This window comes from Streptomyces sp. DG2A-72 (assembly GCF_030499575.1).
In the GTDB taxonomy this organism is placed as follows: domain Bacteria; phylum Actinomycetota; class Actinomycetes; order Streptomycetales; family Streptomycetaceae; genus Streptomyces.
Window position 1 is genome coordinate 5,975,690 of sequence record NZ_JASTLC010000001.1, and the last position, 25,800, is coordinate 6,001,489.

19 protein-coding genes and 2 pseudogenes are annotated in these 25,800 nt (G+C 67.9%); 10 read left to right on the top strand and 11 right to left on the bottom strand.

Annotation, left to right across the window (positions count from 1 at the left end; translation table 11 throughout):
- Positions 1-6: 6 nt before the first annotated feature.
- Positions 7-1,023 carry a sugar ABC transporter substrate-binding protein gene (locus tag QQY66_RS28535; protein WP_301983129.1) on the bottom strand — a complete coding sequence of 339 codons (1,017 nt, stop codon included), beginning with the start codon at positions 1,021-1,023 and terminating at the stop codon, positions 7-9.
- Between the two features lie 246 nt (positions 1,024-1,269).
- Between QQY66_RS28535 and QQY66_RS28540 the strand changes: the two genes are divergently transcribed.
- The 3 genes from QQY66_RS28540 to QQY66_RS28550 are packed head-to-tail and all read left to right on the top strand — an operon-like array spanning position 1,270 to position 3,329.
- Positions 1,270-2,472: a carbohydrate kinase gene (locus QQY66_RS28540; RefSeq protein WP_301983130.1), complete on the top strand. Its 1,203-nt coding sequence runs from the start codon at positions 1,270-1,272 to the stop codon at positions 2,470-2,472.
- Between the two features lie 15 nt (positions 2,473-2,487).
- Positions 2,488-2,814: a putative quinol monooxygenase gene (locus QQY66_RS28545; RefSeq protein WP_301983131.1), complete on the top strand. Its 327-nt coding sequence runs from the start codon at positions 2,488-2,490 to the stop codon at positions 2,812-2,814.
- A 23-nt stretch (positions 2,815-2,837) separates the two neighbouring features.
- A complete protein-coding gene (locus tag QQY66_RS28550; protein ID WP_301987527.1) occupies positions 2,838-3,329 on the top strand; it encodes an amino acid transporter in 492 nt (163 codons plus the stop codon).
- Between the two features lie 110 nt (positions 3,330-3,439).
- Here QQY66_RS28550 and QQY66_RS28555 read toward each other — a convergent pair whose 3' ends face one another.
- Positions 3,440-5,998 (bottom strand): GH32 C-terminal domain-containing protein, encoded by a 2,559-nt coding sequence (locus tag QQY66_RS28555; protein WP_301983132.1) that lies wholly within the window; start codon positions 5,996-5,998, stop codon positions 3,440-3,442.
- A gap of 222 nt (positions 5,999-6,220) precedes the next feature.
- Positions 6,221-6,352, bottom strand: a pseudogene (locus tag QQY66_RS28560) (carbohydrate kinase); the annotation flags it as partial.
- 162 nt (positions 6,353-6,514) lie between these two features.
- Here QQY66_RS28560 and QQY66_RS28565 point away from each other — a divergent pair.
- The 7 genes from QQY66_RS28565 (at position 6,515) to QQY66_RS28595 (ending at position 18,240) form a co-directional block, all read left to right on the top strand.
- Positions 6,515-7,546, top strand: a complete 1,032-nt coding sequence (locus QQY66_RS28565; protein WP_301987528.1) for a LacI family DNA-binding transcriptional regulator — start codon at positions 6,515-6,517, stop codon at positions 7,544-7,546.
- Between the two features lie 393 nt (positions 7,547-7,939).
- Positions 7,940-9,238 (top strand): extracellular solute-binding protein, encoded by a 1,299-nt coding sequence (locus tag QQY66_RS28570; RefSeq protein ID WP_301983133.1) that lies wholly within the window; start codon positions 7,940-7,942, stop codon positions 9,236-9,238.
- 42 nt (positions 9,239-9,280) lie between these two features.
- Entirely contained in the window at positions 9,281-10,258 is a 978-nt protein-coding gene (locus tag QQY66_RS28575; RefSeq protein WP_301983134.1) for a carbohydrate ABC transporter permease, read from the top strand.
- 6 nt (positions 10,259-10,264) lie between these two features.
- A complete protein-coding gene (locus tag QQY66_RS28580; protein ID WP_301983135.1) occupies positions 10,265-11,152 on the top strand; it encodes a carbohydrate ABC transporter permease in 888 nt (295 codons plus the stop codon).
- A gap of 248 nt (positions 11,153-11,400) precedes the next feature.
- Positions 11,401-13,617 carry a glycoside hydrolase family 3 N-terminal domain-containing protein gene (locus QQY66_RS28585; RefSeq protein WP_301987529.1) on the top strand — a complete coding sequence of 739 codons (2,217 nt, stop codon included), beginning with the start codon at positions 11,401-11,403 and terminating at the stop codon, positions 13,615-13,617.
- A gap of 122 nt (positions 13,618-13,739) precedes the next feature.
- Positions 13,740-15,212, top strand: coding sequence for a glycoside hydrolase family 32 protein (locus tag QQY66_RS28590; protein WP_301983136.1), 1,473 nt, complete (start codon positions 13,740-13,742; stop codon positions 15,210-15,212).
- 91 nt (positions 15,213-15,303) lie between these two features.
- Positions 15,304-18,240, top strand: a complete 2,937-nt coding sequence (locus QQY66_RS28595) for a discoidin domain-containing protein (RefSeq protein WP_301983137.1) — start codon at positions 15,304-15,306, stop codon at positions 18,238-18,240.
- Positions 18,241-18,497: 257 nt separating this feature from the next.
- On the opposite strand, the pseudogene QQY66_RS28600 reads toward QQY66_RS28595, so the two are convergent.
- From QQY66_RS28600 to QQY66_RS28635, 8 genes and pseudogenes are all read right to left on the bottom strand, one after another.
- Positions 18,498-18,701, bottom strand: a pseudogene (locus QQY66_RS28600) (GNAT family N-acetyltransferase); the annotation flags it as partial.
- Between the two features lie 519 nt (positions 18,702-19,220).
- Positions 19,221-19,814: a biotin transporter BioY gene (locus QQY66_RS28605; protein ID WP_301983138.1), complete on the bottom strand. Its 594-nt coding sequence runs from the start codon at positions 19,812-19,814 to the stop codon at positions 19,221-19,223.
- A 58-nt stretch (positions 19,815-19,872) separates the two neighbouring features.
- Entirely contained in the window at positions 19,873-20,088 is a 216-nt protein-coding gene (locus tag QQY66_RS28610) for a biotin/lipoyl-binding carrier protein (RefSeq protein ID WP_301983139.1), read from the bottom strand.
- 10 nt (positions 20,089-20,098) lie between these two features.
- The gene (locus tag QQY66_RS28615; protein ID WP_301983140.1) at positions 20,099-21,460 is read right to left on the bottom strand and encodes an acetyl/propionyl/methylcrotonyl-CoA carboxylase subunit alpha; all 1,362 of its coding nucleotides are present in this window, start codon (positions 21,458-21,460) and stop codon (positions 20,099-20,101) included.
- Positions 21,457-22,236: a LamB/YcsF family protein gene (locus QQY66_RS28620; RefSeq protein WP_301983141.1), complete on the bottom strand. Its 780-nt coding sequence runs from the start codon at positions 22,234-22,236 to the stop codon at positions 21,457-21,459. The genes QQY66_RS28615 and QQY66_RS28620 overlap by 4 nt, the downstream gene beginning before the upstream one ends.
- Positions 22,236-23,222, bottom strand: coding sequence for a 5-oxoprolinase/urea amidolyase family protein (locus QQY66_RS28625; protein ID WP_301983142.1), 987 nt, complete (start codon positions 23,220-23,222; stop codon positions 22,236-22,238). Before QQY66_RS28625 ends, QQY66_RS28620 begins: the two co-directional genes overlap by 1 nt.
- A complete protein-coding gene (locus tag QQY66_RS28630; protein ID WP_301983143.1) occupies positions 23,223-24,185 on the bottom strand; it encodes a carboxyltransferase domain-containing protein in 963 nt (320 codons plus the stop codon).
- A 34-nt stretch (positions 24,186-24,219) separates the two neighbouring features.
- Positions 24,220-25,740 (bottom strand): cytosine permease, encoded by a 1,521-nt coding sequence (locus QQY66_RS28635; protein ID WP_301983144.1) that lies wholly within the window; start codon positions 25,738-25,740, stop codon positions 24,220-24,222.
- Positions 25,741-25,800 lie beyond the last annotated feature (60 nt).

Genomic DNA, 25,800 nt, shown 5'->3' on the forward strand with positions numbered 1-25,800 from the left:
GCGGCCTCAGCCCCAGCAGTTCTCCAGGCCGTAGGCGGTGTCCTTGGACGTGACCCCGTCCTGCGCCTTGTCGGTGATCAGGGTGACGCCGGTGTCGGTGTAACCCGACGCCTTCTTGCCGCCCTTGGCGAACGTCGCGACGGCCTTGACGCCCTCGGCGGCCATCTTCAGCGGGTACTGCTGCGAGGTCGCGGCGATCTTGCCGGCCTTGACGGCCTGGGTGCCGGTGCAGCCGCCGTCGACGGAGACGATCAGGACGTCCTTCTCCCGGCCCTTGGCCTTCAGCGCGGTGTACGCGCCCAGCGCGGCCGGTTCGTTGATGGTGTAGACGACGTTGATGTCGGGCGACTTCTGCAGGCAGTTCTCCATCGCGGTCTGGCCCTTGGCCTGGTCGCCGCCGGTGTCCTGGGCACAGAGGACGTCCTTGTCGGTGGCGCCGAAGCCCTTCAGGAAGCCGTTGTGCCGCTGGATGCCGACGGAGACGCCCGGCGCGAGGTCGAGGGTGGCTATCTTGGCCGACTTGCCCTTCATGGCGGCCTTGGCGTATTCGCCGATCAGCTCACCGGCCTTGAGGTTGTCGGTGGCGAAGAGGGCGTCGACCGCGCTCTCCGGGTCGGTCGGGGTGTCCAGGGCGATGACCAGAACACCCTTGGCCTTGGCCTTCTCGAGCGCCGGCACGATCGCCTTGGAGTCGCTCGGCGTGATCAGGATGCCCTTCACCCCGGCGGCGACCATGTTCTCGATGGCGGTGACCTGACCGGCGTTGTCCCCGTCGAACTTGCCCGCCGCGGTGGACAGTTCGACGCCGTTCTCCTTGGCGGCCTTCTCCGCGCCTTCCTTCATCTTCACGAAGAACGGGTTGGTGTCGGTCTTGGTGATCAGACCGACCTTGACGCTGCCCGAGCCGGTGCTCGCGGTGCCCGATCCGGATCCGGATCCACAGGCGGTCAGGGCGAGGGCTGCGACACCCGTGCACGCGGCGGCTCTGATCAAGGAGGAGGGCAGACGAGAGATGCGTGACATGAACGACTCCTGCGGGATTGCGGGCGAGCGGCCGGCATCGGGGCATGCCGTCCCGAGATGTCATCGTTGACTTATGTCATCGTTGACACTTCTTGGCCAGGATGATGGACTCCGGCTCCAGGCAACGTCAATGCCTTGTACCCGTCACAAATCGGCAACGCCCGTGGCCGTCGCCCGCCCGAAGCCGCTGTGCGACTGCCCGCGACGTGCCCGTCTCGCCAGCGCGTTCCAAGAGAAGAGCAGCCCATGACCCCGCCTCAGGTCACCGTCCTGGGAGAGTGCGCCGCCGACGTGTTCACCGAACCCGCGGGTACCCGGCACGAACTCGCCCTGCGTGTGCTGCCGGGCGGCGGATCCGCCAGCACGGCGGTGGCCCTGGCCCGGGTGGGGGTCGTGTCCCGCCTCGTGGTGCAAGCGACCTTGCTCGCCGCATTCCGGTCAGTTGCGCGTCGGCCGCTCCACGGGGCACGACTCCCCGGGTCGCGTGCGGCCGGCCTGCTGCCGGTGCCACCGGCGGTCCCGAACCGCGTGGATGCGGCGATGACCTGCGCATTCCACGTACTTGGCCGCGGCTACACCACCCGGCGGGACGCTATGCGGCTGGGCACCCCGGCCCGCTTCCTCGCACGGCTGTCCGGCGACGTGTTCGGCCGCCTCTTCCGGGCCCACCTGGAGGCATCCGGCGTGGACCTGTCGTACTCCGTGGCCGCTGCCGAGCCCAGCACGCCGGCCGTGGCGGAGCTGGACGCCCAGGGGCAGGCCGCGTTCTCCTTCCATGCGCAGGCCACCGCCGACCGGCAATGGACGAGCGCGGAACTGGCCGGGGTGGATCTGGCCGAGACCGTCTGCGTACACACCGGGGCACTGGCCCTGGTCAAGGAACCCGGGGCGGCGGCGGTGGAGGACTTCCTGGCAGCGGCCGCACCCCGGGCCACCATCAGCATCGACCCCAACGTCCGCCCGCTCCTGGTGCGTCCCGAGGTCTACCGCGCCCGGCTGGCGCACTGGTGCGGCCTCGCGGATGTGCTGCGGCTGAGCGAGGACGACCTGGATCTCCTCCTGCCCGGAACGCCGCCCGAGCAGGCGTGCGACACCTGGCATGCCGCGGGGGCACGGCTCGTCGTGATCACGCGTGGTGCCGAGGGCGCCCTGGCCTCGCTCGACGGGGAACGGGTGCAGGTGCCCGCGGTGGCGACGCAGGTCGTCGACACAGTCGGTGCGGGGGACTCTTTCACCGCCGGACTGCTGCACCACCTCGGCACCCGCGGACTCCTCGGCGGCAGGCTGACCGACCTGCGTATCGGCGATGTCGAGGCCGCCTGCCTGTTCGCTACGCAGGTCGCGGCCCTGACCTGCTCGGTCGCCGGCCCCAACCCGCCATGGGAGAGCCAGTTGGCAAGGTTCGCGACGGAAAAGACCGTCGCCCAGCACCTCGACTCCACCCACTGACAAGGACACGAAACCATGACGAAAACCCTGCTCGCCGAGTTCACCGCCCGAGAGGGAGCGGAGGACGAGGTCGCCCGCCTGATCCGGGACTACGCCCTGAAGGTGCGCGCAGAGGAAGGCAACCTGGCCTTCGACGTCTACACCAAGGCGGCCGCCCCGCGCGCCTACTGGATCTTCGAGGTCTACCGGGACGAGGACGCCTTCGAGGCACACCTGGACGCCCCGTACGGCGGTCCGTTCAACGCCGCCCTCACTCCGCTGATCGAGGAGGACGCCTCCGTCCTGACGTTCCTCGATCCGCTGGCCCCGCATCCGGGACGATCCACTCGCACGCCCACGTGATCACCGCTAGCGTGCGTGAGGTGATGACGGCCGACGATGTGTTGTCCATCCTCGCCGTGCTGCGGAACGCGGACGTCGACATCTGGATCGGCGGTGGCTGGGGCATCGACGCCCTGGTCGGCGAGCAAACCCGCCAGCACCGTGACCTGGACCTGATGCACCGCAAGGACCAGGAAGCGGCCGTCGTGGCGGCTCTCGCGGACGCCGGGTTCGTCGAGACCCTCGACTGGCGCCCCGTGCGGTTCGTCGTCACCGACCCTCACGACCGGGAGATCGATCTTCACCCTCTGATCTTTGCCGAGGACGGATCCGCCGTGCAGGCGTCACACGACCCCGAGCACCCGTTCACCTATCCCGGTTCGTGCTTCGTCACTGGCACGATCCTCGGGGCGACCGTCCCGTGCCTGTCGCCCGAGCAGCAGGTCTACTTTCACCAGGGCTATGAACCTGCTGATCACGACCGTCGCGACATGGCCCAGCTCCGGCAGACCTTCGGGATCGCCACCCACTTCTGAGCAGTTCTCCAAGGGCACTCTCCCATCGAGTCACACCAGTGTCAGCCGCGCGCCGAGAGCCGCGCGCCGGCAGCCGCTCCTGGCCGACCGGCGCGCGGACCTGCGGCTCGTCACCGCCAGATGGACTTCAGCTGCCACGCCTGCATGTGGTCGAGGGTGGCGGTGCCGCCTTCGGCGAAGACCTCGACGCCGGTGCTGGAGGGGTCGGGGAAGATCTGGTTGGTGATCACCGCTTCGCCGTTGCCGCCGAAGACCTCGACGGACGACCAGTCGACCAGGATCCGCAGCTTGACCTTGCCGTTCTTGGCCTTCAGGGGTGCGGTCTGAACGCCGGGGAAGGTGCTGTTGAAGTCGACGGCGCCGGAGCGGGTGCGGTCGACGTACAGCTCCTGGGTCGTGGTGTCGTAGCCGATGACGGTCTCCTGGCCGCCCGCGCCGGTGCGCACCTTCAGGCCGAACCGGTCGGCGTCCTTGAGGGAGAAGGTGGCCTCGATGTCGAGCGCCTTGCCCTTGGCCGTGGGGCCGATCAGGGGCTTCGAGGTGTTCTTGACCGTGACACCGGTCGCGGTCGCCGGGCGCTTCTGGCGGAGGGATTCCAGGCTGCCCACCGGCTTGCTGGTCAGCCGGACTTGGCCGTCGACGGTGTGCAGGGCCATTTCCCTCGGAACGCTCTGCGCGCCGCGCCAGGGGGAGGTGGGGATGGACTGGCCGTAGTCCCAGTTGTTCATCCAGCCGATCATGTAGCGCTTGCCGCCCGGTGCGTTCTCCCAGGACACCGCCGCGTAGTAGTCCTTGCCGTAGTCGGCCCAGTCGGCGCGCTGTACGACGGACTTGGCGGGCTTGTCAGCCTCGGTGAACTGGTCGGCCATGACGTGGCCCCAGCCGGCGGTGTTCATGTCGACGACCTGGATCTGCGCCTTCTTGCCGGCGTACGGACGCAGGTCGAAGGACGCCCAGTCCAGGGTCTCGCTGTCGGCGCCGGTCGCGCTGCGGACGACCTCGCCGTCGACGAGCAGGTTGACGGACGTCTCCTGGGAGACGCGCTGGGCCTGGGTGTCGGACAGCACGATGTGGTCGACGTTGAGGTGGCCCCAGCCGCCGGTGTTGTTGTCGACGATCCTGATCTGCGCTTTCTTGCCGGCGAGGTCGCCGACGTCCCAGGAGGCCCAGTTGAGCGCTTCGGCGTCCTTTCCGGTGGCGCTGCGGACGACTTGGCCGTCCACGAGGAGCTCGACGGCGGTCGGGTTGTCGGAGCCGGCCGGATGATTGCCGCCGCCGATGAGGAAGTTGACGTACTTCTTGTCGATGGTGAACTCGGGCGAGGTGAGGGTGCCGGTACTGGCGTCGCCGTTCAGGAAGGTGTTGGCCAGCCCGTCTCCCAGGAAGCCGGAGACACCCTGCTGGCCGGGGAGGGTGCCGGTGGCTGGTTCGGTGCCGAAGGCATCCCCGGTCGCCGTCCAGTCGCCGTACGTTCCGCCTTCGAAGTCGGCGAGGACCGTGCCTTCGGGCGGAGTCCTGTTCATGACGGTTCCGGTCTCGTGCGGATGCCGCCCGCCACCGATCTTGAAGTTCAAGTAGGGGCTGTCGACGGTGAATTCGGGTGAGCTGAGGGTGCCGGTGGTCCCGTCACCGCCGTGGAAGCTGTTGGCGAGGCCCTTGCCGTCGAAGCCGGTGACGGTCCCCTGCCCGTCCACCGCCCCGGCTGCCGGTCCCTGGCCGAACGCGGTTCCGGTCGTCGTCCACTCACCGAAGCCGGTGCCCTCGAAGTCCTGCACCACCGTGCCGGTGGGCGGGGTGTAGCTGCCCTTGTCGTCTGCGGTGAACTTCTTGCCGTCGAAGTCGCCGATGAAGTACTGGGCGGCCGAACCGCCCGCGATACCACCGGGGTTGATGTTGACGACCAGGACCCACTTGATGTTGTTCTTGTCGCCGTCGACGGCCAGGGGGAACAGGTCGGGGCATTCCCACACGCCGCCCGTCGCGCCGGCCGGTCCGAAATCGCTGAGCAGGTCCCAGTCCTTGAGGTTCTTGGACGAGTAGAACCGCACCTTGTGCTCGGCGGACAGCGACACGGTCATCAGCCAGCTCTTGGTGGGTGCGTGCCACTGGACCTTGGGGTCGCGGAAGTTGTCGGAGCCGATGTCGATGACGGGATTGCCCTGGTACTTGGTCCAGGTGCGGCCACGGTCGGTGCTGTAGGCGAGAGACTGGGCCTGCTTGCCGCCGTTCTTGTAGGCGCTGGTGTAGATCGCCACCATGGGCGGGTTCTTCTTCGTGCCGAACCCGGTGGTGTTGTTCCAGTCGACGACCGCGCTGCCGGAGAACACCATCTCCTCGTCGTCGTGCGACAGGGCGAGCGGCAACTCCTCCCAGTGCACGAGGTCCCGGCTCACCGCGTGCCCCCAGGACATGTCGCCCCAGGAGTAGCCGTTCGGGTTGTACTGGTAGAAGAGGTGGTACTCGCCCTTGTAGTAGACGAGGCCGTTGGGGTCGTTCATCCAGTTCTTCTCCGGAGTGAAGTGGAACTGGGGTCTGTAGGTCTCGGTGTACGACGGGGTGTCGGCCGCGACGGCCTGGGGGGCCAGTGGCGCGGCGGACAGGGCGCAGACCGTCGCCACCGCCGCCATCAACCGCATGCGGGCATGCCGGGATACGCGTGCAGAGCTCATGGTGTCTCCTTGCCTGCGGCCGTCCGCGCAGCGGTGACTGCGGCCCCGGCACGGACGGACCGAAAAGTGACGCCCTGTCGGCGCCGACGTCCACGGCGCCGACCAGAGGTGTCATCGTTGACTTATGTCAGCGATGACATCGGTGCCCCGACAATGAAGCGCAATCCGGCCAGTGCCGTCAACGGTGCGGGCGTGATTGTTTCGGTACGGATCGACAGGCCGTCAGGCATCACCGCTGGTCGCGAACTGCGCCAACCGGTTCGGGCCGTGGGGGTTGGGGCCGGTGAACGAGCAGGTCAGGGCGGCGACCTGGGTGGCAAACCGGCAGGCTTCCGCCGCATCGTCGAGACCGAGAACGGCCAGTGGACGAATTGTTTCCGGGGTGTTGACCGGTCAGGTCTCTCGGTGCTTCACTTCCGGAACCGGTACCGAAACCGGTTCCGGGACTGCTTCCGGTACCGGTTCCAATGGGTCTCTGTACGATCGGCCCTTCGGTGCGGAGGACGTCTTCCGCCTCTGCGGGAAGGGAGGGGAGGTGACATGGGAGTCACTATCGCCGACGTGGCCACGCGGGCCGGGGTCAGCAAGACGACGGTCTCGCGGGTGCTGAACGGCAAGGGCGAGATCCACGAGAACACCGTCTTGAAGGTCCGCAAGGCGATCTCGGAACTCGGCTATGTGCCGAGCGCCGGGGCAGTGGGGCTCGCACGCGGCACGACACAGATGATCGGCATGCTGGTCCCTGATCTGGCCTGGGTCTGGTCCGGCATCGTGCAGGCGGTCGTCGACACGCTGGAGAGCGAGGGCTTCGGACTGCGCATGCTGACCTGGAACCGCGGCGAGGAGTCACTGCGCAGGCTGGGCCTGCAGGTCGCTGCCAAGTCGTTCGACGGTCTGCTGGTGCTCGAGCCCGAGGGGGCCCTGGGATACATCACGGAACTGCACGAATCGGGGCTGCCGGTGGTGCTGATCGACGACCGCTTCCAGCGGCCGGGATTCCCCTACGTGGCCACCACCAACCGGGAGGGCGGTGAGCAGGCGGCGCGCCACCTGCTGGACCTCGGCCGCCGTCGCCCTCTGGTGGTGACCGGTCCCGACGAGTACGGCTGCACTCAGGAACGGCTGGGCGGCTTCGTCGACGTCTATGCGCAGGCCGGGATCGAACTCGACCAACGCAGCATCATCTGCGGCGACTTCCTGTTCGACAGCAGCCGGAGCGCGGTCGCGCAAGCTCTCGCGGACGGCGTGGAGTTCGACGCGGTCTTCGGGCACAACGACCCCTCGGCGGCCGGCGTGCTCGCGGCCTTGCACGAGGCCGGCCTCAAGATTCCGCGGGATGTCGCCGTGGTGGGGTTCGATGACGTCGAGCTGGCGTCGTACACCTATCCGGCCCTGACCACCGTCCGCCAACCGATGCGGGAAATGGGTGAGGCAGCGGCGCGTCTGCTGCTCGACCACGTGCGCAGATCGCCCGAGGCCGCCCCCTCGCGCATCATTCCCACCAGCCTCGTGATCCGCGGCTCGACGTTAGAGCCGAGCTCGAACTGACGCGACGTCATCGCGGTGCGCAAGTGATGGCGCCTCGCGGTCGGGCGGTGCGTTGCCGGTGACGCACCGCCCCCCGTCTCCTTGAAACCTCGGCGAACCTCTTCGGCTTCGCCTTGCTCACCCGGGCGGCTGCGCCTGCGTTCACGCGGCACCGCCCACATGCACTTTCCGCCCGCGCGTTCCCGATCCGGGACACCGAAGGGGCGCCTGGCACACCCCGCCCGGCCGCTACCCACTCCGCGTCGGACGCTTCAACCGGGACCTGCGGCTGACCGCCGACGCCGCTGTCACCGCAGACGTTCTCCACTCGTGTGCTGACCCATCCGGGCGCCCGCCCGCTCCCACCCTTCGCCCCACCTGCGCCTGTATCGCTCAACGGCAAGGAGCCGCATCATGCGTATCACTACCCGTCACGCTGTCAGAACCGTCCAGACCTTGTGCGTCACCCTCACGGCTGCCCTCGTGGCCACCGGCTGCGGCCGGAGCGAGGATTCCGGCCCCGGCAACGATGCCCCCGCCGAGATCGGCGCGGGCAAGGCCAAGGGGACGGTGGTCATGTGGTCCCTGGGTGACCCCGACGAAGACCTGAAGGAGCTGGCCAAGAAGTTCAAGCAGGAAAACCCGGACGCAGACGTCAAGATCACCGCGGTCCCGTGGGACGGCGCCCACGACAAGCTGACCACCGCGATAGCCGGCGGCAACACACCGGACATGTCCATGGTGGGCAGCACTTGGATGGCCGAGATGGCCGCCTTGAACGGCTTCCAGGCCACCCCGACGTCGATCAAGTCCTCGGACTTCTACCCCGGCCAGTGGGACACCACCAAGTACAAGAACACCTCCTACGGCGTCCCGTTCATCGCCGACACCCAAGCGGTCTACTACCGGACCGATCTCACGGCGAAGGCCGGCATCAAGGGCGCCCTGGCCGGCGACTGGGACGGATACCTGAAGGACCTCAAGGCCATCCAGGCCACCGCCGGCAAGGAGAACCCCAAGCTGCGCCACGCCAGCGGGCTGGTGATGGGCTTCAACTCCTGGATCTTCTGGCTGCCGATGGTCTGGCAGCAGGGCAGTGACATCTACGACGCCAAGACCGGAAAGTTCACCTTCGACACGCCCGAGGTCGCCAAGGCGCTGGAGAACTACGCAAGCGTTCCGAAGCAGGGCCTCGCGCCGACCGACAGGGCGGACAACGTGCAGGCCTTCCAGGACGGGCTGACCGCCGTCTACCAGGAAGGCGCGTGGGCCGGCGGCACCTTCCACAAGGACTCCCCGCAGCTGGACGGCAAGTGGAAGACCATGCCGATGCCGTACACCAAGCAGCCCGCAGGGTTCGCCGGCGGCACCGACCTGGCGGTGTTCAAGGAGGCCAAGAACCCCGACGCGGCATGGAAGTTCGCCCAGTTCCTGACCGAGCCCGCCAATCTGGCGACCTATTCCAAGGCCACCGGCAGCCTGCCTCCTTCGCCCCAGGCGTGGACGGAGGGGAAGCTGACCGAGGACGAGAACTTGAAGGCGTTCGCCGAGCAGCTCGAGGTCAGTAAAGCGCCGCCCGCCATCACGACCTGGCAGCAGATCGCCGACACCATCGACTCCGAACTGGAGAAGCTGACCCTCGGCAAGGCCACCGTCGCCGAGGTGCAGAAGACGCTGCAGTCCAAGGCCACCAGCATCGGCACGGGCCGCTGAGCGCCGCCGCGTGAGTATCCCTCGTACGGACGGATGACATCCATGTCCACGAAAACGCTCCCCGAGCGGGGCGACACCCACGAGCAGGGCACCGCACGGCCGGAACAGAACCCCGGTCACCGGCGCTTCGCGGTCCGGGGCACGGCGCGCGGCAGGCAGGCCCGGGCCGCCTGGATGCTCGCCGCCCCGTTCCTCGCGCTGTTCGCGGCCTTCATGCTGCTGCCGGTGGTGTGGTCGCTGCTGATGGGCCTGACCGACACCAAGAGCGCGGACCTGCGCACACCGCTGAACGTGTCGTTCGTCGGCTTCGACAACTACGTACGCCTCTTTGAGGACCCGCAGTTTTTCACGGCCCTGCGCAACACGGCCGTGTTCGTCCTGGTGGCCCTGCCCCTGACCCTGGCCGCCGGGCTCGCGGCGGCGGTTGCCCTCGACCGGGGTATCCGCCGCTTCCGGGCCGTCTTCCGGGTCGGCTTCTACCTGCCGGTGATCACCAGCATCGTGGCTGTCGCCGTGGTGTGGAAGACGCTCCTCGAACCTCGCGCGGGACTGGTGAACCTCGTCCTGGGCTGGTTCGGGATCGACGGCCCGTCCTGGCTGGCGGACACCCGCTTCGCCCTGCCCGTCATGATCGTGATGGCGGTGTGGCGCAACCTCGGCACCGTCATGATCATCATGCTGGCCGGGCTGCAGTCCGTACCCCAGTCCCTGATAGAAGCGGCCGAACTCGACGGCGCCGGGCCCTGGCAGCGGTTCTGGAGCGTCACCTTCCCACTCCTGCGCCCCGCCCTGCTGCTGACCGCCGTGACCACCGGCATCGGCTATCTGCAGTTCTTCGACGAGCCGTTCGTCATGACCGACGGCGGACCGCTGGACTCCACCCTGTCGGCCACGTTGTACGCCTACAAACAGTTCGGCAACGGCAACTACGAGATGGCCTCGGCCGCCGGCTACGTCATCTTCGTCCTCATCGTTGCGCTGACCGTGCTCCAGTTCCGCGTGCTGCGAGACAAGGACTGATGCCTCATGAGCACCCTCTCCACTCTCCGAACCCCACAACCGGGCACGGCCCGCGCTCTGAGGCGCCGCCGCATCCGGCAGAACTGGGGCCGGCCCTGGCTGTACCTACCGCTCGCCGGCGCCCTGCTGCTGATGATCGCGCCGTTCCTGTGGATGCTGTCCGGGTCGTTCAAGCCCGAGGCCGACATCCGCAGAGTCCCGCCCGTCCTGATACCCACGGCGCCAACGACCGCCAACTACGGTGAGCTGTTCAGCACGCTCGACTTCACGAGCATGTTCGCCAACTCCGTGATCGTGGCCGTCGCCGTCACCGCCGGGAACCTGATCTTCTGCTCGATGCTCGGATACGCCCTGGCCAAGCTGGAGTTCTGCGGACAGCGCGCCGTTTTCCTGCTGGTCATGGGGACGCTCATGATCCCCGGCCTGGTCACCTTCGTACCGCTGTACGTGCTGGTGTCCAACATGCAGCTGACCGGCTCCCTGCTCGGGCTGATCCTGCCGTTTCTGGCCACCCCCTTCGGGGTGTTCCTGATGCGACAGTTCATCTCCACCCTGCCCGACGAACTCATCGACGCTGCCCGCGTCGACGGCTGCCGCGAACTGGTCATCTTCGGGAGGATCATCCTGCCGCTGACGAAGCCGGCCCTCGCCACGCTCGGGATCATCACCTTCCTCGGCTCCTGGAACAACTTCCTGTGGCCCCTGGTCGTGGCCCAGAACGAGAGCCAGTACACCCTCCCCGTCGGCCTCGCCCTGGCCAGCAGCGGACAGTCCTTCACGCGCTTCGGCATCCTGCTCGCCGGCGCCATGGTCGTCCTGCTGCCGGTGATGATCGTGTTCCTCATCTTCCAGCGCCAGTTCGTGGCCGGTATCGCCACCACCGGCCTGAAGTGACACCCCGGTTCCCGCCCCACCGTCCCATGCCGTACCGGTCCCGCCCAGGGCGGCGGACGGACGGCACGCGAGCCCCGCCGCGACGGGCGGCAAGGTTCGCGCGACGAAGCACTCACCGTCGCCCATCAACTCTCTGATCTGTGACGACTCATCTCTTGGAGAACACCGTGGGACAGCCGGTCCACTCTGCCGCGTACCTGGATCCGGAAGCGTCCGTGGAAGCGAGAACCGACGACTTGCTCTCCCGGATGACCCTGCCGGAGAAGGTCGGGCAGCTGCTGATGCTCGACGCGCAACACGGGGACCTGGCGGACATCGTGTCGGCCAAGCTGGCCGGATCGGTCCTGCACGTGTCTCCCGGCCTCATGCCGCAGGCCATGGAACTGGCCCGGCAGACACGGCTCGGCATACCGCTGCTGACAGCCGACGACGGCATCCACGGCCACTCGTTCTGGCCGGGCGCGACCATCTTCCCGACCCAGCTGGCCATGGCCTGTACCTGGGATCCCGCCTTGCTCCACCGGGTGGCCCGCGTGGCCGCGACCGAGATCGCGGCGACCGGTATCCACGGGACATTCTCTCCGGTGCTGTGCATCACCCGGGACCTGCGCTGGGGCCGGATCAACGAGACGTTCGGCGAGGACCCGTTCCTGATCGGTGAACTCGGGGCGGCGATGGTACGCGGCTACCAGGGCGAGGGCCTCAGCGACCCGACAGCCGTGCTGGCATACGCCAAGCACTTCGCTGGCTACTCCGAAACCCTGGGCGGGCGCGACGCGAGCGAAGCCGAGCTCAGCCCACGCAAGCTGCGCTCATGGTTCCTGCCCCCCTTCGAGCAGGCGGTACGGGCCGGCTGCCGCGGCTTCATGCTCGGATATCAGTCGATCGACGGTGTGCCCATCACCGCGAATCAGTGGCTGATCAACGATGTGCTCAAGGGTGAGTGGGGTTTCACCGGCACGCTGGTGACCGACTGGGACAACGTCGGCCGGATGGTCTACGACCAGCGGATCTGCGCCGACTACGCCGAGGCGGCGGCGGTAGCCGTCAACTCCGGGAACGACCTCATCATGGCCACGCCGCAGTTCTTCGAGGGCGCCCAGGAGGCGGTCGCCCGCGGCCTGATGGAAGAGAAGCAGATCGATGACGCGGTACGGCGGGTTCTGCGGCTGAAGTTCGAGCTCGGGCTGTTCGAGGACCCCCGCGCCCCCGACCCCGAGCGGCAGGCGCGGGTGATCGGCTGCCGTGCCCACGCCGACCTCAACCTGGAGACCGCCCGCCGCTCCCTGGTGTTGCTGCGCAACGAGGGGATCCTGCCCCTCGAGGGCGGGCTGACCTCGGACGGAACGGGGCGCGCCGTGAGCCGGGACAGGCCGCGAACGATCGCGGTCATCGGCCCCAACGCCGACAGCACGGAAGCCATGCTCGGCGACTGGGCGGGCGCCACCGGCCAGGTCCCGTGGATGCCCGGAGGACATCCACGCGAGTCGGTGGAGACGGTGCTCGACGGCCTTCGCGCCGTCGCACCGGCCGACTGGACCATCACGTACGCCCGCGGAGCCGACATCGAAAGCCCCGCATCCAACTCCGAGTGGTCCCTCGGGCCCGACGGCCAACCGCAGCCGGCTGTTTTCACCCCCGCCCCGGTCGACCAGGCACAGCTTCGGGAAGCCACCGCCGCCGCGGAGGCCGCCGACTACGCCGTCGTGGTCGTGGGGGACACCATCGCCCTCACCGGCGAGGTGCGTTCCACGGCGACGCTCGACCTCCAAGGCGGCCAGATCGCGCTCCTGGACGCGGTCGCCGCCACCGGCACACCGATGATCGTCGTACTCGCCCAGTCCAAGCCGAGCACCCTCCCGGACTCCGCCCTGAACGCGGCAGCCCTCATCGAGGCGTTCAACCCGGGCATGCGCGGTGGCCGCGCCGCCGCCGAACTCCTTCTCGGACTCATCGAACCCAGCGGCCGGCTCCCGGTCTCCTTCGCACGCCACGTCGGACAGCAACCGGTCTTCTACAACCAGGTGCGAGGCCAGCACGGGGAACGCTACGCGGATCTCACCCAGGCCCCCCTGTTCGCGTTCGGCGAGGGCCTCACCTACACCACGGTCACCTACTCCGACCTGGTCGTGCACGACCCGGAGGTCCCCGCCGACGGCACCGTCGACGCCACGGTGCGGCTCACCAACAGCGGCAGCCGCCCGGCCCTGGAAACGATCCAGGCGTACATCAGCGACCTGACCACCAGCGTCACCTGGGCCGAGCAGGAGCTGAAGGCTTTCACCCAGGTTGAAATACCTCCCGGCGAAAGCCTGCACGTCCGCATCAGCATCCCTGCCTCCCAGTGCTCTCTCGTCACAGCTGACAACCGCCGAGTGGTCGAACCAGGCGAGTTCGCACTCCGTGTCGGCCCCAGCTCACGGCGGGAGCAGCAGCTGAGCGCGGAATTCCGCATCCGGACCTGAAGGCCGTGTCCGGACCTGTAGCCCGCATGCGGGCTTGAAGACCCCCGCCCCGTCGGCCCGCCGCCCCGCTAACCCGAAGGCCGGCGGGGCGGGTCCACACTGAAACACCGAAAGGCACGCGTGTGTCCACCACACCCCGCGATCCGCACCGCCCCGTGGCGCACCTGCGCCCGCCCCGCAACTGGATCAACGACCCCAACGGGCTGGTCTTCCACGACGGCCACTACCACGCGTGCTACCAGTACAACCCGTACGGAGCGACCCACGCGAACGTGCACTGGGGCCACTTCCGCAGCCCCGACCTGCTGACCTGGGAGCCGCTGCCGATCGCCCTGTCCCCGACCCCCGGTGGTGTGGACGCCAACGGCTGCTTCTCCGGCAACGCCGTCTCCGATGGCGACCGGCTCGTCGCCTTCTACTCCGCGCACCGCGAGGACCGCTCGTTCCAGCACCAGCCCGTCACCTGCGCCGTTTCCCACGACGGCGGCAACAGCTTCAGCCCGCGGGGCGAACTGCTCATCCCCGAGTGGCCCGACGGCTGCACCATGTACCGCGACCCGTACGTCTGGCGGGACGGCGACGGCTGGCGGATGCTGGTCGGCGCCGCCCTCGCGGACGGCCGCGCCGCCGCCCTCCTGTACGACTCACCCGACCTGGAGAACTGGACCTACCGGGGGCCCTTCGCGGCCCGCGAGAAGGAGCCGATCAGCGGGACCGACCTGGACACCGGCGAGGGCTGGGAATGCCCCCAGTACCTCCCGGCGGCCGACGGACGCGGCGCCCTCATCCTCAGCGCATGGACCGAACCCACCGGCCCGATGAGCGTCGCAGCCCTGATCGGCGAAGAGTACGACGGCCACTTCAGGGCCGGCCCACCGCTACCCGCCGACCACGGCCCCGACTGCTACGCACCCGCCCTGCTGCGCGCACCGGGCGACCGGTGGCTGCTGTGGGGCTGGTCATGGGAAGCCCGCGACGAAGACTGGGCCGTCGCGGACGGATGGGCCGGCGTCCTCACCCTGCCCCGCGAGATCCATGTCGACGACGACGGCACCCTGCGCCAGCAGCCCGCCACCGAACTGCTCGCCCTGCGCGGCGAACACACCATCCACGCCACAGGAGCGATGTACGGCCCGCAGCCTGTGGACCTCGGCAGCGTGGGCCACGCCTTCGACCTGACGGCCCGCATGGAGCCGACCGGCAACGCCGGTCTGCGGCTGCTCACCACCCCGGACGGCTCCGAGTACCTCGACATCCGCCTCGATACCGACACGGGCGAACTGGTCGTCGACCGCGACCACGCCTCACGGGACCCCCGGGCCCGCGGCGGCTCCTACCGGATGCCCTGCCGGGCAGACCGGCCCGTCGACCTGCGCGTGGTCGTCGACCACTCCATCGCCGAAATCTTCCTGACCACCACCGGCCAGGTTCTCACCCTGCGCTTCTACCCCACAGGGGAGGGCCCGTGGCGACTTGAGGCCCGCAGCGCACCTGGTACGCGTCTCGGCTTCGCGGTCGACGCGTGGGAGCTGCACCCGCTCGTGATCAAGGAGCCGAGCACCGGCACCGCAGAGCCGGCGAAGACGTCGCCGTAGAGCCGACCCCAACCGTTGGTCCCCCACCTCGGCATTCTGCCCCGCCCTCTTCCGAAAGTACTGAACAAGCAGGTCCGAAGGAGGATCTTCCATGAGCTCGTACGGTCTCGGACGACGCCAGTTCCTGGCCACCGCTGTCGGTGTCGCCGCCGCCTGGACCCAGGTTTCCGGGAACGCCGTTGCCGCCCCGCAGCTGAAGCAGGCCGCACGTGGCAATTTCGTGCGTGTCTGGCTGACGGACGTGTCGGCCGACAAATGGGTTGCTGGCCAAAGCGATGTGCTGTTCCAGGCGAAGAGAACAGCCAACCCGCTGACGATCAAGATCGACGACAGCGTCAAGTACCAAAAGGTCCAAGGCTTCGGGGCGGCTATGACCGATTCCTCCGCCTGGCTCATCGACAAGCTGTCCACTGCTGAGCGGACCAAGCTGATGAACAAGCTGTTTGATCCCTCGAAGGGCATCGGCCTCAGCCTGCTCCGCTCTCCGATGGGCGCCACGGATTTCAACGCGTCCGGGAACTACTCCTACAATGACATGCCGGCGGGACAAACGGATCCGACGCTGTCCAACTTCTCCATCCAGCATGATGCGCCGTACATCATTCCGGCATTGCGGCAGGCCCTCTCGCTCAATCCGTCCATCAAAATCATGGCCAACCCGTGGAGCCCGCCAGGCTGGATGAAGACCTCCGACTCCATGATAGGAGGCACTCTCAAGAGCGAGTACACGTCAGCGCTGGCCAACTACTTCGTAAAGTTCATCCAAGCCTACGGCGAAGCCGGCGTGCCCATCGCCTACATTTCGCCGCAAAATGAGCCCATGGGAACTCCCACCTGGCCCGGCATGTTCCTGTCCGCTTACCAGGAGTCCGAGTTGATCCAGGAGATCGGCAAGGCGTTCGAGGCCAACGGAATTTCTACGAAGATTCTGGCGTGGGACCACAACTGGGATGTGCCCTCGTACCCCGAGACCATTTTCAGCGACCCCGCTGCCGCCAAGTACACCGCGGGAACCGGATGGCACATCTACAGCGGCAACCCGAACTACCAGACTCTGGTCCACAACGACTACCCGAATAAAGAAACCTACATCACGGAAGCCACCGGAGGCATTTGGCAGGACAGCAAGCAGACAGCGTTCAGCGAAGCACTCGGTACGTGGATCATCAAGGGCACGCGCAATTGGGCGAACGGGGTGATGCTGTGGAACATCGCACTCGACCCCGATATGGGTCCGCTCAACAGCGACACCGACGGTATACCCATGCTTCGGGGCTTGCTCACGATCGATCCGGCCGACGGAAGGGTTTCCTACAATGTGGACTACTACGCCCTCGCTCACGCCAGCAGGTTCGTCAAACCTGGAGCGCGTCGGATCTACTCGAACACCTTCGGGGAAGGAAGCATAGAGAACGTTGCGTTCCAGAACCCGGACGGATCGAAGGTCCTGATCGCGTACAACTCGGGAAGCGCAGCGAAAACCTTCAGCGTTGCCGACGGGACGCACTCTTTCGACTACACCCTGAACGCCGGCGACGCCGTCACCTTCACGTACTCCGGACCTGAGCAGAGCGGCCGTACCCCTGCAGCGACCAAGGTCTCGGATCCGACACACGACTTTACGTTCAAGTCGACGTCCGGTCCGGTTACTGTCACGTACGATCCGGCACTACTGCCCTATCAAAATGCAATCCGTAACGGAAACAAGCTGGTCACGTATTCCCTGCCGATCGGAGCTTCTGTAGAGGCGACAGGAAGGGCGCTGAGCCGTAGCAAGTGGACCGCCACGGCTTCGGCGCAGGCGGATTGGGGTGTGGCCGCGAACGCGATAGACGGTGACATCAATACACTGTGGAGTCTCGGGCATGGGACGACGAGTGGCGACTGGTTCCAGATCGATCTGGGAAGCCCTACGAGCTTCAATAAGATCGTCCTCGACACGGGCGTAAACAATTCGTTCGACTACGTCACTAAGTATCAGATATATGTGTCGAACGATGGTGCCGATTGGGGCAGCGCGATTGCAAACGGCAGCGGAGGCATAGGAAAGACAGCCGTCACATTGCCGACACGGACGGCCCGGTACATTCGCATCGTCAGTGCCGCGACATCCGGTTTCTGGTGGGCCATCGGTGACATCAACGTGTACGGGTCTTCGCGTGGAACCGGTTCGATCACAGCTCCGGCAGCGGTATCAAAGGGCCTCCAGGTGAAGACCTGGACCAGCAAGGAAGGGACGCAGGTTACCGTAGTATTCAACGGGACCGCTGGAAGTAAGAGTTTCAAGATATCCACCGACGGCTCGTATACTTATACGCTGCCGAGCGGGACCTCGGCGATGTTCACAACCAAGAAGTTGTCGAGCTTCCCGACGTCGGTCTTCAGCGGTTTGACGCCGAATCGAGGCATACCGCGCGCCGAGTTCACGATTCGCGGTTCTGGTTTCGGTGACGCGCAGGGATTGGGCACGGTGTATTTCGGATCAAGCTATGCCGAAATAGGTAGCTGGTCGGACACGAGCATCAGCGCTTACGTTCCCAAGGGGCTTCCGTCGGGGAAGGTTACGGTTTCTGTGAAGGGAACCAGTGGAGTGGATGCAGGTGGATCTTCGTTCGACGTCATCGATCTAGGTCCTGCGCTGCCGCGGACGGGCTGGACCGCAACGGCTTCGGACGCAAATCAGTGGGATGCGCCCGGAAGCATGCTCGATGGCGATTCTGGTACTCGGTACAGCTCCGGAACGGGGCAGTACGACGGCCTCTGGGTCCAAGTGGACATGGGGCAGACGCAGACGTTCAACAAGATTGTGCTGGACGTCGGCGGCAGTGTCAGCGACTATGCGCGGACCGCAGACGTATACGTATCCACGGAGGGAACCGACTGGACCAAGGTTTCTTCCGTAGCAGACGGCCAACGAGTCCACCTGGTCTCCTTCCCGACGCAGACAGCTCGCTACATCAAGGTCGTCAATACCGACAATGTTGCGCGTAGCTGGTGGTCAATCGCAGAATTCAACGTCTACAACTGACCTCGGGCTTTCATGTGGGGTGATCGTTGACCTTGCCCCGACACAGAGCCGGCGCCAGCGTTGCCGTAGGGCCGGATCCGACCCCGGTACCACACCCCCTGCACACAGGCACCACCCAACCCTCATCCTGCACAACACGAGGAGGCACCACTTGAGAGGCCCGCGCTCAGCCGTGGGCAAAGGACAACACCGCGCCAGGCGGGTGGGCGTTGTCCGCGATCGCTGCTGTCGGCCGACGGCAGTCGGCGGTTCAACGGCTAGCGATCAGTTCCGGAGGTCCTGATCATGACGGCGTACACCGGGGAGTCGGCGAACGGCTGCTGCTCGCCGACCTTCGTGTACCCCCATGATTCGTACAGTTCTTGCACCTTGGGCTGGGTCACGTCGACCAGGAGGACGGCGAGGTCTTCCGTGCGCTCCTTCAGCAGCGCTTCTTGGAGGCGTTCGGAGATGCCCTGTTTTGCCGGCGAGGGCGCACCTGGCGTTTTGTCGTTGCTTGACCGTAGTGGCCTGGTCAAGAGACTTCCGAAGCCAAGGCGCGGAGATTGGGGACGAGTTCGGGGTGATCACCGCGGGGACGAGGAGGGAGTACCCCAGCAGCATGGCGGCGTCGTAGCCGGCTGGTGTGCCGGGCATGTCGAGGTAGCGCGGGACGCTGCGGTCCACCCACTCCTGCCGTACGGCCACGACGCCTTCACGGAAGCGGAGGCCGAGGCGGAAGACGACGCTGACCCGCCCGCCGCCCAGGGCACATCAGTGCCCCCAGTGAAACCCCAGCTCAGGGCCACACAAGGCAATAAGGCTGATGCCCCGCCTCATGCAGCCGATGGCTGAAGTCCTGTCACTCATGCAGCGAATGGGAGCTGCAGGGGGTTGACCTGGGGTTTCTCCGTGAAGAGTGCGTTGTCGTCGTCCACGGCCGCGCCGATGAGCTCACGTGCGAGATGCCACCAACCTGCAGTCCGACTGCGGTACCTCGCTCACGGACGGATGCGTGCCACTCCCCGCCACGCCAGTGGCAGCAGTCCCGCCGCCACCGCTGTCTTGAGGGCGTCGGTGACCAGGAAGGGGGTGACGCCCTTCGCGATGGCGTCCTGGAGGCCGAGGTGCAGGTGCAGGGCCAGCCAGGTGGCTCCGGTCAGGTAGATGACGGTATTGCCGAGGGCCATCAGGCCGATGGTGCCGACGACGCTGCGGTCGTTGCCGCGGCGGGCGAGTTCGCCGACGAGCAGGGCGGCGAGGACGAAACCGACGATGTAGCCGAAGGCCGGGCCGCCTGCGCCATGGCTGTGGTCGGCGAACCAGGGGACTCCGGCGGCGCCCGCGGCGAGGTAGAGGACCATCGAAGCGGCCCCGCGTGCGGTGCCGAGTGCCGCGCCGGTGAGGAGGACGGCCAGGGTCTGGAGGGTGAAGGGGACCGGGCTGAGCGGGGTCTGGAGGGAGACCTGCGCGGCGAGGCCGGTGAGACCGGCGCCGCCGGTGACAAGGAGAGTGTCGCGGAGCAGGGCCGAACCCGGGATGCGGTCGGCGAGTACTCCCGGCCGGGTCAGAGGCTGGAGGGTGGCAGTGGCCATGGAAGTGGGTTCCGTTCTCGGGGACTTGGCGGGCTCGGGGGAGTGGAGGCAGGCGGGCTCAGGAGATCTCGGCGATCAGGGCGCCCTCTTCGAGGACGTCGCCCTCGCTGATGGCGAGCTTGGTGACGGTGCCCGCGGTGTCCGCCTCGACGGGGATCTCCATCTTCATCGATTCGAGGATCGCGAGCTGGTCGCCGACGGCGACGACGCTGCCCTCGGTGACCAGCACCTTCCATACGTTGGCGGCGAGGTCTGCGGTGATCTGCTGGGCCATCGGGGGTCTCCTAACGTTCCTGGCGGGGGGCGCGCATGCGGGTGACGAGGCCGGTGGTGTAGGTGCCGTCGGCGAAGGCGGGTTCGTCGAGGAGTTCGGTGAAGAACGGCAGGTTGTTCTTGGGCCCGCTGATGGCGAAGGACGCGAGCGCGTCACGTGCCCGGGCGAGTGCCTCCTCACGAGAGTCCGCGTGCACGATCAGCTTCGCCATGAGCGAGTCGTACGCCGGTGTCACCTTGGTGGCCTCGGCGTATCCGGAGTCGACGCGCACGCCCTCTCCGGTGGGCTCGACCCATGCGGCGACCGCGCCGGGGCCGGGCAGGAACCGGATCGGGTCCTCGGCGTTGACCCTGAACTCGACCGCGTGGCCTCGCGGTTGTACGGCCGTGAGGTCCACGGTCGGTGGCAGTCCGGACGCCACGCGCAGTTGCTCCTCGACCAGGTCGACGCCGAACACCGCCTCGGTGACGGGGTGTTCGACCTGGAGCCGGGTGTTCATCTCCAGGAAGACGAAGTCCTGGGCGCCCGTCTCGCCGTACACCAGACACTCCACGGTCCCGGCGTTGCGGTAGCCGACGGCCTTGCCGACCTCGGCGGCGGCGGTGAGCATGCGCTCGCGCAGCGAGGGGTCGAGTGCGGGTGAGGGGCTCTCCTCGACCAGTTTCTGGTTGCGGCGCTGCACGGAACAGTTGCGCTCGCCGAGGGCCACCACCGTGCCGTCGGCGAGTCCGAGGATCTGTACCTCGATGTGCCGGGCGTCGGGGTAGTAGCGCTCCAGGAGGATGCCGGGATCGCCGAACAGCCGGGCGGCGAAGCCGGACACGGCCGTGTACTGCTTGCGCAGCTCCGCCTCGTCGGTGGCGATGCCCATGCCCATGCCACCGCCACCCGCGGACGCCTTGACCATGATCGGGTAGCCGATGTCCGCCGCGGCGACCACGGCGGTGGCCTCGTCGGTCACCGGGTCGACGGTGCCGGGCGCGACGGGCATCCCGGTGGCGGCGACCGCGTTCCGGGCGTTGATCTTGTCGCCCATCAGGTCGATGACCTCGGGGTCCGGGCCGACCCAGACCAGGCCCGACTCCCGCACCCGGCGGGCGAACTCGGCGTTCTCGGAGAGGAATCCGTAGCCGGGGTGAATGGCCGCCGCGCCCGTCTTCAGGGCGGCTCGCAGGACCCGGTCGGCATTGCGATACGACTCCGCGGGCGCCGCCGGACCGATCTCCACCGCTTCGTCGGCCTCGGCCACGAACGGCAGTCCGGCGTCGACATCGCTGTGCACGGCGATCGTACGGATGCCGAGCCGGCGGGCGGTGCGGATGATGCGGCGGGCGATCTCGCCCCGGTTGGCGATCAGCAACGACTCGATCACGGCGTCACCACCAGGTCTGCCAGCGGCACTGTTTCGATGCCGTGTTCAACGAACGCCGTGTGTACGGCGGTTGCGGTCTCCACCGCGTTGGGCGCGTCCCCGTGCAGGCACAGGGAGAGGGCGTCGACATCGAGCTCCGTTCCCTCGTTCGCCTCGACCTTGCGCTCCAGCACCATGCGCACCGCACGGCGGGCGACGAGGTCCGGGTCCCAGGCGAGCTTGACCGGCTCGATGACGAGGTGTCCGGAGCCGTCGTAGTGCAGGTCGGGGAAGGCTTCCGGGACGAGCGTGATGCCCTCGGCGGCGACGGCGTCCGTGGTGCTGCGGTTGAGCAGCATCAGCGGCAGGGACGGGTCGGTCTTGGCGACGGCACGGGCGACGGCGGCGGCCAGTCGTGGGTCCTCGGAGGCCATGACGTACAGGGCGCCGTGCGGTTTCACGTGGGCGAGCCGCCCGTCCGCCGACCGTACGAAGGCGTCCAGCGCGCCGAGTTGGTAGAGGCAGTAGTCCTCCAGGTCCTCGGGCGCGACCGTCATGCGGCGTCGCCCGAAACCCATCAGGTCGGGGAAGGCCAGGTGGGCGCCGACGGCCAGGCCGTGCTCCACGGCCGCTGCGACGGTACGGCGGATGGTGGGCGGGTCGCCGGCGTGGTAGCCGGTGGCGATGTTGACCGAGGTGAGGTACGGCATCATGCCCAGGTCGTCGCCGAGGCTCCAGCGGCCGAAGCTCTCGCCCATGTCACAGTTGATGTCGATGCGGGGGGAGGTGCCGGCCATCAGAGTTCCTCGTAGTGCTGGGGGTCGGTGGTGTAGTCGGCGCGGGCGGCGAGCGAGAGTGCCTCGTCGAGGGAGACCTCGCGGAAGCGGATGGTGTCGCGGCCCGGCCGCAGCTGGCCGGTCTTCCACAGGCCGGCTTGCACGACCGTGCCGATGACGGTGAAGCCGCCGGCGGTCGGCCCGTCGGGGCCGAGGATGACGGGGACGTCGCCGTTGGTGTTGATGCCGCCGAACGGGTAGCTGCCGTCGAGCACGTTGGAGGGGTGGCCGCCGGCGACACCTCCCGACGGCCGGGCCCACTGGAAGCGGTGGGCCTGGAGGCGGGTGCCGACGCGGTTGGCGTTGAGGTCGACCTTCCACTCGCGACCCAGCAGGTCCTTCCAGTCCTGTTCAGTGAGGAAGTCGGGGTTGGCGTGCGGGCCGCGCATCACCTCGACCTCCCAGTCGTTGGCCAGAGCCGGGCGTAGGGCCGTGGGGACACGCAGCCGGGCGGGCTCGGGCGCGTGCAGGGCGTGCAGGACATCGCCCTTGGCCAGCGCGCGGCCTTCCACTCCGCCGATGCCGCCCATCGTGTAGGTGGCGCGGGAGCCGAGCACGGTGGGCACGTCGATGCCGCCGGCCACCGCCAGGTACAGGCGGAAACCCGGGCCCTTGACGATCGCGCACTTGATCTCGTCGCCCGGGACGACCCGGACGGTCTCCCACAGCGGCATCGGCTCACCGTTGAGGGTGATGCCCGAGCCCTCGGCGCCGGTGACGGCCACCGACGTCGCCGCGAGCACGTTCAGGGTCAGGCGGCCCATGGGGATCTCCAGGGCGGCGGCCCCGACGTCGTTGCCGACGAGGGAGTTGGCGACGCGGAAGGAGAGGTGGTCCATCGGCCCGGCCGGGAAGAAGCCCCTGGACTGCAGGCCCCGGCGGCCCGGGTAGTCCTGCACCAGGGTCTGCAGCCCGGGCGAGACCACGTCGAAGACGGCAGTCGACATTTACGGCACCTCCATACGGGCGGCCGCCGCCTCGCGGGCGGTGCGCAGCGTGTCGGCCTCGGCGCGCACCGCTTCGGCGCGCTCCAGGTAGTCGGCGACCGAGAACGGATCGTCCTCGATCATGTACTCGTAGCGGTTCTCCAGCACGTCCCGGCGGGCGGCGAGCAACTGGTCCTCGCTCACCCGCAGGAACCGCACGCGGTCGCCGGGGCGGATCAGCAGCGGGTCCTCGCGGAAGACGTCGTGCCGGGCGAGGATGTCGTAGACGGGCACGGTGCGGCCGAAGAGCTGGTAGCCGCCCGGGGACTCCACCGGGTAGATGGCCACGCAGGGGCCGCCGATGCCGACCGCGCCCTCGGCGGTCCAGGTGCGGGTCGGGTTGTATTTCGGCACGGTGATGGCGTTGCGGGGGTCGAGCGGGAACATGAACGGCAGGCCCGGGAAGAAGCCGGTGTAGGCGTTCCACCACTCGGTGCCGGTGACGGTCTCGTACAGCGCCTCGGGGCCGTCGAGCCCGTTGTACTCCACGATGTAGTCGATGTTGGAGTTGTCGCGAACGTTCGGGGCGTCCTGCCGGATGGTGGTGGCGTAGCGCCGTACGGCCTCCCGGCTCTCCGCGTCGGCGAAGGCGATCGGCAGCGTGATGAGCCGGCTCGGGATGGTCAGGGAGCGGACGGACTCCTGGGCGTCGTGCACCTCCTCCAGGGCTGCGATGAGATCCTTGCGGTCGATGGCAGCCGGCTCGTACTGCACGAGCAGGGAGCGGAAGCCGGGGGCGCCCTCCACCAGGCCGGGCACCGGGTGTGCGGCCAGGCGGGCGGAGACGGCGGTGACGAAGAAGTTCAGTTCCAGGTCGAGTGCCATCTCGCCGTACTCGACGAGCACGTACCGGTCGCCCGCGGCGCGGTAGGTGATGGCGGGCCGGTCGGTGTCGGCGGCCCGGCTGTGGATGATCGCGGTCACGGGTCCTCTTTCTTTCGGAGGCTGGGCGGCGGTCTCAGCGGCCGTCCGCCGCGCAGGCGGAGCAGACGACGGTGGCCTTGGCGGTCCGGTCCATCTCGACGGCGATGTAACTGCGGTCGCAGGCGTGGCAGCGCACCCGGGCCTCCCAGATGTCCTCGACCTCGTCGCGCGGGTCGTCCCCGGTGCGGCGGACGGCGTCGGGCGCGAACTTCAGGGCGAGCCAGTACAGTCCGGCGGCCAGGGCGACGGTGACCAGCGGCGCCAGCTGGGCGAGTACGGCGCTGCCCTTCTGCTCGGTGAGGACGATCCCGACGACGGAGGCGGCCACCCATGCCCCGGCCCCGGCAGTGACGGGGACGAGCCGCAGCGGGCGGAACTCGGGCAGTCCGTCGCGGTCGGCGCCGCGTACGGCGATGTGGACCAGGGCGATGGCGATCCAGGCGGTGACGAAGACGCCCTGCCAGGCCAGCGCACGCAGCAGGTAGCTGAGCACGTCGGTCAGCATCAGCAGGTAGGCGATGACCCCGGAGACCGCGACCCAGGCGGCGCGCGGCAGCCTCAGGCGCAGGACGCGGGCGGCGAAGGCTTCCAGGTTGGTGGAGGCGAGGTAGTAGTTGGCGGTGTTGATACGGGTCTGGGACACGACGATCACCAGGACCCCGGCGAACCCGAGGGTGTCGATGAAGGCGTCCACCACGCCGGTCTCGGATCCGGCGATGTTCCAGGCACGGAGCAGGTAGATGCCGATGAGCCCGTTGACGGCGAAGGTGAAGAAGTAGAACACCCAGCCGAAGGTGACCGTGCCGTGGAACTTCTGGTCCTCGGCCTTGCCGAAGCGGGCGAAGTCGATGGTGTACATCATCATGATCCACACGCCCATGTAGATCAGGTACGACGTCAGCCAGCCCGGCAGCGTTCCGGCGGAGGCCGCCGAGTGCAGCCAGTCGTGCGGGTAGCCCTGCTTGACGGTGGCCGTGACGACGACGGCGATCAGTCCGGCGACGTACAGCGGCAGCAGTACCCCGTTGAGCTTGTCCAGCCAGGTTCGCACTCCGCCGATCACCAGCGGCAGGGCGTACACCACCACGACCAGGTACCAGATCTTGATGTCGCCGCCGAAGTACTTCTGGAAGGCCACGGCGACGATCGAGCCCTCGAACACCCCGTAGTAGAGGGCGGTGGCGGCGAAGATCAGGGGCGCCAGCGCCGAGCCGAGCGTGCCGAACAGACGGCGCGAGAGCAGGGCGACGGTCAGACCGGTACGGGCCGCGTACCGCGACAGCACCAGGTTGACCATGCCGTACGTCACGACCGTCAGGGCTATGCCCGCGAGCGTGGCCGGGGTGCCGACGGCGTCCGCCGAGGCCACTGCGACGTAGAGCCAGAACATGGCCGAGAACATGGCCCACCAGGCCATCGTCAGCGACCAGCGGCCCGATCGCCAGGACAGCGGGACGACGTGGGTGGAGTAGTCCTCGGTGGCGGCCTCCTTGACGACTCTGGGGTCGTCGGTGAAGGAGACCTCCAGCACCGGGCGCTCTGAGGTCGTGGACATGAACGTCTCCTGAAGGGGGAGCGAGCGGGGAGGGGTGGGACCAAGGTGCGGTGCGGCCCC